This is a genomic window from Stenotrophomonas sp. STM01 (genome assembly GCF_014852135.1).
In the GTDB taxonomy this organism is placed as follows: Bacteria; Pseudomonadota; Gammaproteobacteria; order Xanthomonadales; family Xanthomonadaceae; genus Stenotrophomonas; species Stenotrophomonas capsici.
The window spans coordinates 24,540-37,043 of the sequence record NZ_JACVBA010000001.1 but is presented as its reverse complement, the minus strand read 5'-3'; the positions used below and the strand labels follow the sequence as shown (position 1 = coordinate 37,043).

The following is a 12,504-nucleotide window of genomic DNA, read 5'->3' as shown; positions in this document are numbered from 1 at the left end:
CCGTCAGGGATCAGGTGTGGGGGTCGTCGCTTGCCGCCATTTGTGCCAGACGTTCGGGCTGCAGCAAAATGATTTCGCGTTGTTTGACCGCGATGACGCCGTCGTCGCTGAGCCGCCGCAGCACGCGGCTGGCGGTCTCCGGTGCCATGCGCAGGTAGTTGGCGATCTCGGTGCGACTCATCGTGAGATTGAACCGGGTTGCGGAAAAGCCTCGCCGGGCATAGCGCGCCGAGGTGTCCAGCAGGAACGCGGCCATGCGCTCCTCGGTCCGGTAATTGGCCGCCAACAGCGCGGCCTTGCCGATTTCCGCGCTTAGCAGGCTGAACAGCTTGGCCTGCAGCCCCGGCATGCGCGCGGCCAGCGAGCTGATCTTGGGAAACGAGATGCGGCACAGGTGCACGGTATCCAGCGCCACGGCGTTGCATGGGTAGCGCGAGCCATGGATGGCGTTGAGCCCGATCACCTCGCCGGGAAGGCTGAAGCCGAGCACCTGCTCGTTGCCCAGGCTGTCATCGACGAAGGTCTTGACCATGCCGGCACGCACGGCCGCGATCGAATCGAAGGGCTCGCCGGCGCGGAAGATGTAATCACCGGCCTGGTAAGGGCCGACGTGATCGACCAGGACATGCAGTTCGGACAACGCGGCCTTGTCGTAGCCTTGCGACATGCAGGCATCGGAGAACGCACAGGTGCTGCAGAAATGCAGGGCATCGCCGTCACTGGCGGCGGCCGGGTTTGGCGTCTTTGCGGCGCTTGCACCGCGCGGTGGCTGGATCGGTGACATCTTTTGCATTCAGGTGGTTTCGGCGGATGGGCGAAAGCACGCGGCGATCATACGCCACAGCAGTTGGCCTTCATGTTGAAGGCGCAGCATGCGTCCGTCATGCCGCAGCCACCCCTGCTCGACGAAAGGTGACAGGCTGGCGAGCGCCTCCCCGAAACACTCTCCCACGCGCAGGCCGTTGCGCCACTCGAAGGCGGCCACGTCCAGCGCGTGGTCACAGGCGATGCTCTGTACTGCCTCGTCGGCCAGTCGCTCGTCCTCGGAGAGGATCAACCCCGACACAATGCCCGGGTGCCCGGAATCCAGCCTGGCCAGCCAGCGCCCCAGGTCCCGCTCCTGGCGGCACAGCACGTCGCCGATCTGGCTGCAGGCGCCCAGTCCGATGCCGATGAAATCACTGCGATCGCGGCGCGGCACCCCGGCCATGTCGCAGTGCCGGATCCCGTCACCGCGACGCTCCGGATGCGCGCAGTCCGCGCGCTGGTAGTGGTCTGCGCCCATTGGCAGGTAGCCGGCCGCCAACACGTCCTGCCAGGCGCGCCACCAGCCGTCCACCGCGGGGGCTGGCGGAAGATGACGCGGGGATGGCAGCAGGATACGTTCGGGGGCCAACGCCAGCACTGCGTGCAGGCGCGGCAGGAATGCCCGGTCGTCCTGCGACGGTACCGACAACTGGTAGTAGCAGGCGGTGAAGCGGGCCTGCTGGGCTCGACGCAGCAACGCCGGCCCGTCCGCATCGGCGCTATCAAGGATGTTCAGGCGGGTGCAGCCAACCTGGCGCAGCGCATCCGGCGCGATGCCGCTGCCGGCATCCAACCGTACCTCGACCTGCGGCCTCGCCACGGTCCGCAGGTGCTGCGGCACCGCGTCCAGCAGGTGGCCCAGCAAGGCCGACGTCAGCAACTCCGCCAGTCCGCGTCGCAGGACGACCGCCACCACCTCCCGGTCCTCGGCCAGCGCTGCGCGGTGCAGCTTCAGGCTGGCCAGCATGGCCTGCATGTATGCCTGCGCATCCCCGGCCGGTTGCCGCCGGGGCGCCTGGAATGCCAGGGTCAGCCCCCGTGGGATCAGGTGTTCGTTGCTGGCCCTGATCGCCGTCCGCCAGCCGGCGTCGCCAAAACCGGTGCTGAACTGGTCAGGCGACGGATACAGCACATGGACCGGCTGATGCAACACGCTGCTGAGTGACAGGGTGCGTTCCACCATGGGAGCCTCGAATGACGTGGCGTACATCCTTGCGTGCCTGTCCGGGGATTTCCCTGATCTGGATCAAGCGCGCGAGGATGAAGCCACCCGCGCGGCCTCGATCGCCTCGGGCAGATCGGTCTGCGTGTCCAGCTGCGGGAAGTTCCTGCGTTCCATGCGGCGGATCGCATGGTGCATCCACGCAAGCGCGGCGGCGACCACCACGAACAACAGCATGAAGCAGCTGCTCCAGATGCCGATGGCATCGTTCAGGGCGCCGAACACGATGGGCAGGATGAAGCCCCCCAGCCCGCCGATCATGCCCACCACGCCACCCACCGCACCCACGTGCTGCGGGTAATACACCGGGATGTGCTTGTAGACCGCCGCCTTGCCCAGCGACATGAAGAAGCCCAGCACGAACACCAGCACGGTGAACAGGGTCACGCCGATGGCCAGGTGGAAGCGCAGCTCGCCGTGGATGCCCTTCACCACGTAGACCGTGTCCGGATAGGCCAGCAGGAAGGTGCACAACGCCGAGACCCCAAACGTCCAGTACATCACCCGCCGTGCGCCGATGCGGTCGGACAGCCAGCCCCCCACCACGCGGAACAGGCTTGCCGGGATCGAATAGCACGCCGCGAGCATGCCGGCAGTTCCCACCTCCATGCCATAGGCCCCTACCAGGTAGTGCGGCAGCCACAACGCCAACGCCACGAAGCCCCCAAACACGAAGAAGTAGTACAGCGAGAAACGCCAGACCTGCAGGTTCCTCAGCGGTGCCATCTGCTCGGCGAACGGCATCGGCTTGACGCCATCGCGCCGGCGCTGCTCCAGTTGCGGGTCTTCCTTGCTGAAAAGAAAGAACAGTACCGCCGCCACCGCCAGACCGACCGCCCAGACCTTGGCCACCATGGTCCAGCCGGCGGCCACCATCACCATCGGCGCCAGCAGCTTGGTGACCGCCGAGCCGATGTTGCCGGCACCGAAGATGCCCAGCGCGGTGCCCTGCTTGCTGGCCGGGAACCACTTGGAAACATAGGCCACGCCCACCGAAAAGCTGCCGCCGGCGATGCCGACGCACAGCGCCGCGAACAGGAACTGCGGGTAGGTGTGCGCATAGGTGAGCATCCAGGTCGCTACCGCGCCACACAGCATCACCAGCACCAGCACCTTGCGCCCACCGAACTGGTCGGCCCAGATGCCGAGGAACACCCGGCTCAGCGAGCCGGTCAGCACCGGCGTGGCGATCAACAAGCCGAATTGGGTGTCGTTCAGCCCCAGCTGCTGGCTGATCTGGATGCCGATGATCGAGAAGATCATCCATACCGCGAAACACACGGTGAACGCGAAGGTACTCAACCACAGGGCACGCTGCTGCTGGCCGTGGGGGACCGATTGCAGATTCTGGCTCATCGCCACTCCTTCAGGAAAACAACTTACTCGGCCTGGGCCTCGATTTCGTCCAGCCCGCTGACCGGGTAGCGCTCGCGCAGTTCCAGCAGGAACTGCTGCACATCACGCTGGCGCACCTGCAGCTCCAGGTAATCGCGGATCTGCGGCAACACCTGCTCGAAGCCCAATGCCACCCCGGCTTCGTGCGCGTCCACGTTCACCACGTGGTATCCCCATCGCGACTCCACCGGAAACCCTGCAAGGCCCTGGCGCAGCCGGAATACCTGGCGGTCGAACTCGGGGGTAGTCTGGCCACGCTGCAGCCAGCCCAGCTCCCCGCCCTCGGTGCTTGATGGGCACTGCGAATGACGGGCCGCCAGATCGGCGAACAGATGCGGTTGTGCCTGCAACTCGGCGATCATTTTCTCGGCTTCGGTACGCGCCTTGAAGCGCCCGGCGACATCATCGGCCGGCGCCGCCAGCAGGATGTGCCGAACCCGGATGCGGTCCGGCGAGCGGAAGCGCTCCAGGTTCTGGCTGAAATAGCGTCGGCAATCTTCCTCGCTGGGAACACGATCCTCCAATACCTGTTCGATCAGGCGCTGGATGCGTGTTTCCTCGTCGGTCGGGTGGCCATCGCCCTGCCCCTCTTCCAGCCCGAGGCGCTGAGCCTCGCGCCGCAGCAGCTCGCGCACCACCAACGCACGGGCGGCGTCGGCGCGTGCCTGCTCCGGGCGCATGGCCCGGTGGAACTGCATCTCGCGGGCGATGTCGGCTTCACTGATGGCCAGGCCATCAACGAACAGGTGGCAAGGCGCCGGCTGCCCCAGCGAGCGTGGGCCTTGTCCCGTGTCGTCGTGGTGGTGGCCCGCTTCGGCGGGCACCGGCTGGGCCGAATCGATGATCGTGATCGGCAGGATCTTCGGCAGCGTGCCCATGGCTTACTCCCTCGGCCCGTAACGCAGCGTGGTCTGGCGGCGGCGTACCACCTGGTACGGGCGCCACAGATAGCTGACAGGAATGCTCCACACATGCACCAGCCGGGTGAACGGGGCAATCAGGAACAGGGTCAGTCCCAGGAAGATGTGGGCCTTGTAGACCCAGTTGACGTCGGTGATGAAGTCCGCGGCGCCGGCACGGAAGGTCACGATGTGCTGCGCCCACTCGGCCAGCATCACCATCACGCCGCCGTCCATGTGCCCGGCCGAGGCCTTGATGCTGTACAGCCCCAGGCACAGCTGCGCGAACAGCAGCACCAGCACCAGGGTGTCACCGATGTTGCCGGTGGCACGCACGCGCGCGTTGGTCAGGCGCCGCACCAGCAGGATGCTGATGCCGACGAAGCACAGCGCACCGAAGAAGCCGCCTACCACCATCGCCAACAGCTGCTTCTGCGAGGAGGTGATGAAGTGCTCGTACAGCGCATGCGGGGTCAGCAGGCCGACCAGGTGACCGCCGAGGATGGCCAGGATGCCAATGTGGAAACAATTGCTGCCGATGCGCATGCCACGGTCGGACAACAACTGGCTCGAACCGGTGCGCCAGGTGTACATGGCCCTGTCATAGCGTGCCCAGCTGCCGATCAGCAGCACCGCGACGGCGATGTAGGGGTAGTACTGGAAGGCGAACTGGTGCAGGTAGTAGCTCATCATGGCTGGATCTCCCGGTGCACGGCGCGTGCCGGTGAACGATGTGGCGGTTTGCAGTCTTCGGACGGGGCCTCACTGCCGAAGCGCACGGCTTCCTCCTCCCAGAGCGCATCCATGGCTTCGGCGGTGTCGTCGCGCACTTCCTCGCTGGCGCGCTGGCGCAGCAGGGCCAGGTCCACCCTGCCCTCGCCGGCCTCGACCAGGATTTCCAGCAGCACCGCATGCGGCAGTTCGCGCTCGGCCGCGCGGGCGGCGAGCATGCCGGCGATGTGGCCGATGTGGTGCAGCCAATCCTTAGCTTCGGCCTGTGGGCGATGCGAGAGGTATTCCAGCAGCAGTGGCAGGTAGTCCGGCAGCTCCTTGGCGCTGAGCGCGAAGCCGTTGCGGCGGTAGGCATCCACCAGGTCCACCATCGCCTGCCCGCGGTCGCGGGATTCGCCGTGGATGTGTTCGAACAGCAGCAGGCTCATTGCCCTGCCCCGGTCGAAGGTGGCCAGCCACGCCGACTGCGCATCCAGTGTGTCGCTGCCCAGCAGCTGGTCCACGAACGCCCGCAACTGCGCGCGGCGGGCCGGCGACAGCGCGGGTTCGTCGCAGGCCTGGCGCAGTTCCTCCCCGTGCTGCCACAGTTCATCGCGCGGATAGTCCAGCAACACCCCGATCAGCTTGAGCAGGCTCATTTGATCACCTCATGGCGGTGCTGGCGGTTGGGGTGCACCTCATAGGTGGTGCTCTTGCGTTGGCTGAACAGGTCGGCAGGGCTGTCGCCGTTGCAGCCGTTTCCAAACGTGAAGCCACAGCCGCCCCGCTCGCCGAAGGCGTCGTTGGCGTACTCGCGGTGCCCACTGGGAATCACGAAGCGATCCTCGTAGTTGGCGATGGCCAGGTAGCGGTACATGTCCTCGGCCTGGGCGACCGTCAGGCCGGTCTGCTCCAGCGCACGCAGGTCCTCCACCCCATCCACGTTCATCGCCCTGCGCCAGGCGCGCATGGCCATCAGGCGCTCCAGCGCACGCACCACCGGCGCTTCGTCACCGGCCGAAAGCATGTTGGCCAGGTAGCGGACCGGGATCCGCAGCGAGGCAACGTCCGGCAACTCACCATTCATGCCCACATGACCCCGCTCGGCGGCCGACTGGATGGGGGACAGCGGCGGCACGTACCACACCATCGGCAAGGTGCGGTATTCCGGATGCAGCGGCAATGCCAGCTTCCAGTCGATGGCCAGCTTGTATACCGGCGATTGCCGGGCTGCCTCCAGCCAGTTGTCGGGGATTCCCTCGTTGCGCGCGGCCGCGATGACGGCCGGATCGTTCGGGTCCAGGAAGATATCCAGGTGCGCCTGGTACAGGTCCTTCTCGGCGGCCACCGATGCGGCCTCGGCAATGCGGTCGGCGTCGTACAGCATCACACCCAGGTAGCGGATGCGACCCACGCAGGTCTCCGAGCACACGGTGGGCTCGCCCATCTCGATGCGCGGGTAGCAGAAGATGCACTTCTCGGACTTGCCGCTCTTCCAGTTGTAGTAGATCTTCTTGTACGGGCAGGCCGACACGCACATGCGCCAACCACGGCACTTGTCCTGGTCGATCAGCACGATGCCATCCTCCTCGCGCTTGTAGATCGCACCGGACGGACAGGCCGAGACGCAGGCCGGATTCAGGCAGTGCTCGCACAGGCGCGGCAGGTACATCATGAAGGTCTTCTCGAAGGCGCCGTAGATCTCCTTCTGCACCTTGTCGAAGTTGTAGTCGCGGGCGCGCTTGGAGAACTCCGTCCCCAGGATTTCCTCCCAGTTGGGGCCCCATTCGATCTTCTCCATGCGCTGCCCGCTGATCAGCGAGCGCGGCCGCGCGGTAGGCTGATGCTTGACCTCCGGCGCGTCATGCAGGTGCTGGTAGTCGAAATCGAACGGCTCGTAGTAGTCGTCGATCTGCGGCAGGTCCGGGTTGGAGAAGATCTTGGCCAGCATCCGCCAGCGGCCACCGGCGCGCGGTACCAGTTTGCCGGCACGCGTGCGTACCCACCCCCCGTTCCACTTGTCCTGGTTCTCCCATTCCTTCGGGTAGCCGATGCCCGGCTTGGTCTCCACGTTGTTGAACCAGGCGTACTCCACGCCCTCGCGCGAGGTCCATACGTTCTTGCAGGTGATCGAGCAGGTATGGCAGCCGATGCACTTGTCCAGGTTCAGCACCATCGCGATCTGTGCACGTACTTTCATCACACCACCTCCCGTGCTGCCACCACGGCGTCTTCGCCGTCCAGCCAATCGACCTTTTCCATCTTGCGCACGATCACGAACTCATCGCGGTTGGTGCCGCACGTGCCGTAGTAATTGAACCCCCACGCCAGCTGGGCGTAGCCGCCGATCATGTGGGTGGGCTTGAGCACGATGCGGGTCACCGAGTTGTGGATGCCGCCGCGGGTGCCGGTGATCTCCGAGCCGGGAACGTTGATGATGCGTTCCTGCGCGTGGTACATCATCGCCATGCCGGGCATCACGCGCTGGCTGACCACCGCACGGGCGGCGATGGCGCCATTGACGTTGAACAACTCGATCCAGTCGTTGTCCTCGATGCCGGCGCTGCGCGCATCATCCTCGCTGAGCCATACGATCGGGCCACCGCGTGACAGCGTCTGCATGATCAGGTTGTCGCTGTAGGTGCTGTGGATGCCCCACTTCTGGTGCGGCGTGATCCAGTTCAGCACGATCTCCTTGTTGCCGTTCGGACGCTGGTTGAGCAGCGGTTCCACCGTGCGCGTATTGACCGGCGGACGGTAGCCCATCAACGCTTCACCGAAGTCGATCATCCATTCGTGGTCCTGGTAGAACTGCTGGCGCCCGGTGAGCGTGCGCCACGGAATCAGTTCGTGCACGTTGGTGTAGCCGGCGTTGTAGCTAACGTTGTCGTCTTCCAGTCCGGACCAGATCGGCGAGGAGATGATCTTGCGCGGTTGCGCCTGGATGTCACGGAAGCGGATCGCCTCATGCTCCTTGCCCACGGCAAGATGCGTGTGCTCACGGCCGGTGAATGTGCCCAGCGATTCCCACGCCTTGACCGCGACATGGCCGTTGGTTTCCGGGGCCAGGTGCAGGATCACCTCGGCCGCGTCGATGGCCGTGTCGATGGCCGGGCGGCCCTGGCTGACGCCGGCGTCGCGCACGGTGTGGTTGAGCTTGCCGAGGAATTCCACCTCGTGCCTTGTATCCCAGCTCATGCCCTTGCCACCGTTGCCGAGTTTGTCCAGCAGCGGGCCCAGCGAGGTGAACTTGCGGTACAGGTTGGGATAGTCGCGCTCGACCACCGCCATGTTCGGCATGGTCTTGCCCGGGACAGCCTCGCATTGGCCCTTCTTCCAGTCGGTGACGCCAAATGGCATGCCCAGCTCGTTCGGGCTGTCATGCAGGGTCGGGACCAGCACCAGGTCCTTCTCCACGCCGAGCACGCCCGGCGCCATCTCGCTCACCGATCGGGCCACGCCCTTGAAGATCTCCCAGTCGCTACGCGATTCCCAGGCCGGGTCCACCGCCTTGGACAGCGGATGGATGAATGGGTGCATGTCCGAGGTGTTGAGGTCGTCCTTCTCGTACCAGGTGGCGGTGGGCAACACGATGTCCGAGTAAAGCGCGGTGGTGCACATGCGGAAGTCGAGCGTGACCAGCAGGTCGAGCTTGCCCTCCGGTGCCTCGTCACGCCATTTCACTTCCTCCGGCTTGATCGCCCCCATCTCGCCCAGGTCCTTGCCCTGCAGGCCATGGCGGGTGCCGAGCAGGTGGCGCAGCATGTACTCGTGGCCCTTGCCCGAGGAGCCCAGCAGGTTGGAGCGCCAGATGAACATCATGCGCGGGTGGTTCTGTGCGGCATCCGGGTCGGCGAAGGCGAAGTCCAGCGAACCGTCCTTGAACTTGCCCAGCGCGTAGTCGGCCGGGGCGACGCCGGCCTGCTCGGCCTCGCGCACCAGCGCCAGCGGGTTGCGATCAAGCTGCGGCGCGCACGGCAGCCAGCCCATGCGCACCGCGCGCAGGTTGAGATCGGCCAGGCTGCCGCTGTACTTGCTGGCATCGGCCAGCGGCGACAGCAGCTCGTCCACCTGCAGCTTCTCGTAGCGCCATTGCCCGGTATTGAAGTAGAAGAACGAGGTACCGTTCATCTGCCGCGGCGGGCGGCTCCAGTCCAGGCCGAAGGCCAGCGGTTGCCAACCGGTCTGGGGACGCAGCTTCTCCTGGCCCACATAGTGCGCCCAGCCGCCACCGGTCTGCCCCACGCAGCCGCACATGACCAGCATGTTGATCAGGCCGCGATAGTTCATGTCGTTGTGGAACCAGTGGTTCATGCCGGCGCCGACGATGATCATGCTGCGGCCATGCGTCTTGTCCGCGGTGCGTGCGAACTCGCGGGCGATCTCGATTACCTCGGCGCGGGGCACACCGGTGATGCGCTCCTGCCACGCCGGCGTGCCCGGCACGTTCTCGTCGAAACTGCGCGCGACATTGCCACCGCCGAAGCCACGATCCACGCCGTATTGGGCCAGCAGCAGGTCGTAGACGGTCGCCACCAGGGCGCTGCTGCCATCGGCCAACTGCAGGCGACGCACGGGGATGTTCCGTTCCAGCACGTCCTCGAACGGCGCTGCGGTCCAGCCGTCACTCTCCACGCCACCGAAGTACGGGAAGCTCACTGCTTCGATGCCTTCATGTGCGTCTGCAAGGCTCAGGCGCAGGCGTGTCGGGTGGCCATCACTGGCCTTCTCCTCGATGTTCCACTTGCCCTTCTCGCCCCAGCGGAACCCGATCGAGCCGTTCGGAACAGTGAGGTCACCGCTGTTCTCGTCGAAGGCGAGCGTCTTCCATTCCGGATTGTTGGTCTCCCCCAGCCCGCCCAGTTCACTGGCGCGCAGGAAGCGCCCTGGCACCTGACGGCCGTCGGCGCGCTGCTCGATGTGCACCAGCATCGGCATGTCCGAGTACTGCCGGCAGTAGTCCTGGAAGTACTGCGAAGGCCGGTCGACATGGAACTCGCGCAGGATCACGTGGCCGAAGGCGAACGCCAATGCCGCGTCGGTGCCCTGCTTGGGATGCAGCCAATGATCGGTGAGCTTGGCCAGCTCGGAGTAGTCCGGGCACACCGCCACGGTCTTGGTGCCGTTGTAGCGTGCCTCGGTGAAGAAGTGCGCGTCGGGCGTGCGCGTCTGCGGCACGTTCGAGCCCCAGGCGATGATGTAGCGGCTGTTGTACCAGTCGGCCGATTCAGGCACGTCGGTCTGCTCGCCCCAGATCTGCGGCGACGCCGGCGGCAGGTCGCAGTACCAGTCGTAGAACGACAGGCAGGCGCCACCCAGCAACGACAGGTAACGGGCACCGGCGGCATAGGACACCATCGACATCGCCGGGATCGGCGAGAAGCCAACCACGCGATCCGGGCCGTACTCCTTCACCGTGTGCAGGTTGGAGGCGGCGATGATCTCGTTGGCCTCGTCCCACGACAGCCGCACGAAGCCGCCCATGCCACGCCGGCGCTTGTACTCGCGCGACTTCTCCGGGCTGGCGACGATGCTGGCCCATGCCTCCACCGGCGACATCGTCTTGCGCGCCTGGCGCCACATGCGCAGCAGCGTGCCGCGGATCAGCGGGTACTTCAGGCGGTTGGCACTGTACAGGTACCAGGAGTAGCTGGCGCCACGCGGGCACCCGCGCGGCTCGTGGTTGGGCAGGTCCGGGCGCGTGCGCGGGTAATCGGTCTGCTGGGTTTCCCAGGTGACCAGCCCGTTCTTGACGTAGATCTTCCAGCTGCACGAGCCGGTGCAGTTCACGCCGTGGGTGGAACGCACGATCTTGTCGTACTGCCAGCGGGCGCGGTAACTGTTCTCCCAGTCACGGCTCTCGCTCTTGCTGAACCCGTGGCCATCGGCAAAGGGTTGTGGGTCACGCTTGAAAAACTGCAAGCGATCCAGGAAATAGCTCATGGTGAATCTCCCTTCGCGGACTTCTGCATCGTGGCTATGTGTGTGATCTGGCTGCGGTGCACTGCGTTGTCAGCAGGGGGTCTCGGCCCCGCGCCGGTAGTACCACCACCAGGTAACGGCCAGGCAGGTGATGTAGAACGCAATGAATCCGTACAGCGCCATGTCGGGACCACCGGTCAGGGTGATCGACGAGCCGTAACTCTTCGGGATGAAGAACCCACCGTAGGCGCCAATGGCCCCGGAGAACCCCACCACCGCGGCGGACTCGATGCTGGCCTGGTGCGCGGCAGCCTTCTTTCCATCGGCATCGGCGCCGGCCGACAGGCGTTCGTGCAGCGTGCGGAAGATCACCGGGATCATCCGGAACGTGGTGCCGTTGCCGATGCCGCTGAGCACGAACAGGGCCATGAACGACACCAGGAATCCCGGGAAGCTGCCGCCCACACCGTGGTTTGGCAGGAACTGCAGCACACCGAACACTGCCGCGATCATCAGCGCGAACACCCAGAACGTCAGGCGCGCGCCGCCCCAGCGGTCAGCCATGCTGCCGCCGACCGAGCGCATCAGCGCCCCGAGCAACGGTCCGATGAAGGCGTAGGTCATCGGGTTGACGTCCGGGAACTGGCTCTTGACCAGCATCGGGAACCCGGCCGAGAAGCCGATGTAGGAACCGAACGTGCCGATGTACAGCCAACACATCAACCAGTTGTGCTTGCGGCGGAAGATCACCGCCTGCTCGGAGAAGGACGAGCGCGCACTGGTCAGATCGTTCATGCCGAACCAGGCCGCCACCGCGGCAATCGCGATCGCCGGCACCCAGATGAAGCCGGCGTTCTGCAGGAACATCTGCCCGCTGCCATCAACCAGCGGCTGCGGCTTTCCTCCGAGCGCACCAAACACGCCGACCGTGATCACCAGCGGGATGACCAGCTGCGAGACCGACACCCCGACGTTGCCCAGCCCGGCGTTCAGGCCCAGCGCCATGCCCTGTCGCTGCTTCGGGTAAAAGAAGGAGATGTTGGACATCGACGAGGAGAAGTTGGCCCCGCCGAAGCCGCACAGGATGGCGATGCAGACGAACACCCAGAACGGCGTGGCCGGGTTCTGCACCGCGAAGCCCAGCCACAGCGTGGGCAGCAACAACGATGCAGTGGAGAGCGCGGTCCAGCGCCGGCCGCCGAAGATCGGGATGACGAACGAATAGAAGATGCGCAGCGTCGCACCGGACAGGCTGGGCAAGGCCACCAGCCAGAACAACTGGTCGGTGGTGAAATCGAAGCCGATGCGCGGCAGGCTGATCGAGACGGCGGAGAACATCACCCAGACCGAGAACGCCAGCAGCAGCGCGGGGATCGAGATGACCAGGTTGCGCGTTGCCACCCGCTGCCCTTTCCGCTCCCAGTAGGCAGGGTCCTCCGGGCGCCAGTCGGTGATGACGCGTCCGGCGGTGTCCTTGCGTGTTGCACGTTCGCTATCGACGGTCATACATGGCTCCGGGCTATGGAATGACGACGAGCTGCTGTGTCT

9 protein-coding genes are annotated in these 12,504 nt (G+C 65.5%); all 9 read right to left on the bottom strand.

What is annotated here, in order from left to right:
* Positions 1-10: 10 nt before the first annotated feature.
* The gene (locus IB227_RS00180) at positions 11-784 is read right to left on the bottom strand and encodes a helix-turn-helix domain-containing protein (RefSeq protein ID WP_192287225.1); all 774 of its coding nucleotides are present in this window, start codon (positions 782-784) and stop codon (positions 11-13) included.
* A 9-nt stretch (positions 785-793) separates the two neighbouring features.
* Positions 794-1,990 carry a coproporphyrinogen III oxidase gene (locus IB227_RS00175; protein ID WP_192285654.1) on the bottom strand — a complete coding sequence of 399 codons (1,197 nt, stop codon included), beginning with the start codon at positions 1,988-1,990 and terminating at the stop codon, positions 794-796.
* A 63-nt stretch (positions 1,991-2,053) separates the two neighbouring features.
* Positions 2,054-3,385, bottom strand: coding sequence for a nitrate/nitrite transporter (locus IB227_RS00170; protein ID WP_192285652.1), 1,332 nt, complete (start codon positions 3,383-3,385; stop codon positions 2,054-2,056).
* Between the two features lie 23 nt (positions 3,386-3,408).
* Entirely contained in the window at positions 3,409-4,302 is an 894-nt protein-coding gene (locus tag IB227_RS00165) for a peptidylprolyl isomerase (protein ID WP_192285650.1), read from the bottom strand.
* Between the two features lie 3 nt (positions 4,303-4,305).
* Complete coding sequence (gene narI, locus IB227_RS00160) at positions 4,306-5,013, bottom strand: respiratory nitrate reductase subunit gamma (RefSeq protein ID WP_192285649.1); 708 nt, start codon at positions 5,011-5,013, stop codon at positions 4,306-4,308.
* Entirely contained in the window at positions 5,013-5,693 is a 681-nt protein-coding gene (narJ, locus tag IB227_RS00155; protein ID WP_192285647.1) for a nitrate reductase molybdenum cofactor assembly chaperone, read from the bottom strand. Before narJ ends, narI begins: the two co-directional genes overlap by 1 nt.
* Positions 5,690-7,234 carry a nitrate reductase subunit beta gene (gene narH / locus IB227_RS00150; protein WP_192285645.1) on the bottom strand — a complete coding sequence of 515 codons (1,545 nt, stop codon included), beginning with the start codon at positions 7,232-7,234 and terminating at the stop codon, positions 5,690-5,692. The genes narJ and narH overlap by 4 nt, the downstream gene beginning before the upstream one ends.
* Positions 7,234-10,977: a nitrate reductase subunit alpha gene (locus IB227_RS00145; protein WP_192285643.1), complete on the bottom strand. Its 3,744-nt coding sequence runs from the start codon at positions 10,975-10,977 to the stop codon at positions 7,234-7,236. The genes narH and IB227_RS00145 overlap by 1 nt, the downstream gene beginning before the upstream one ends.
* Before the next feature lie 69 nt (positions 10,978-11,046).
* Complete coding sequence (locus tag IB227_RS00140; RefSeq protein ID WP_192285641.1) at positions 11,047-12,462, bottom strand: NarK family nitrate/nitrite MFS transporter; 1,416 nt, start codon at positions 12,460-12,462, stop codon at positions 11,047-11,049.
* Between the last annotated feature and the right edge of the window lie 42 nt (positions 12,463-12,504).

Bases quoted from the DNA above. Each gene is read 5' to 3' on its own strand.
- narH (WP_192285645.1), bottom strand. From the start codon at position 7,234: ATGAAAGTACGTGCACAGATCGCGATGGTGCTGAACCTGGACAAGTGC.
- narI (WP_192285649.1), bottom strand. From the start codon at position 5,013: ATGAGCTACTACCTGCACCAGTTCGCCTTCCAGTACTACCCCTACATC.
- IB227_RS00180 (WP_192287225.1), bottom strand. From the start codon at position 784: ATGTCACCGATCCAGCCACCGCGCGGTGCAAGCGCCGCAAAGACGCCA.
- IB227_RS00145 (WP_192285643.1), bottom strand. From the start codon at position 10,977: ATGAGCTATTTCCTGGATCGCTTGCAGTTTTTCAAGCGTGACCCACAA.
- IB227_RS00175 (WP_192285654.1), bottom strand. From the start codon at position 1,990: ATGGTGGAACGCACCCTGTCACTCAGCAGCGTGTTGCATCAGCCGGTC.
- narJ (WP_192285647.1), bottom strand. From the start codon at position 5,693: ATGAGCCTGCTCAAGCTGATCGGGGTGTTGCTGGACTATCCGCGCGAT.
- IB227_RS00165 (WP_192285650.1), bottom strand. From the start codon at position 4,302: ATGGGCACGCTGCCGAAGATCCTGCCGATCACGATCATCGATTCGGCC.
- IB227_RS00170 (WP_192285652.1), bottom strand. From the start codon at position 3,385: ATGAGCCAGAATCTGCAATCGGTCCCCCACGGCCAGCAGCAGCGTGCC.
- IB227_RS00140 (WP_192285641.1), bottom strand. From the start codon at position 12,462: ATGACCGTCGATAGCGAACGTGCAACACGCAAGGACACCGCCGGACGC.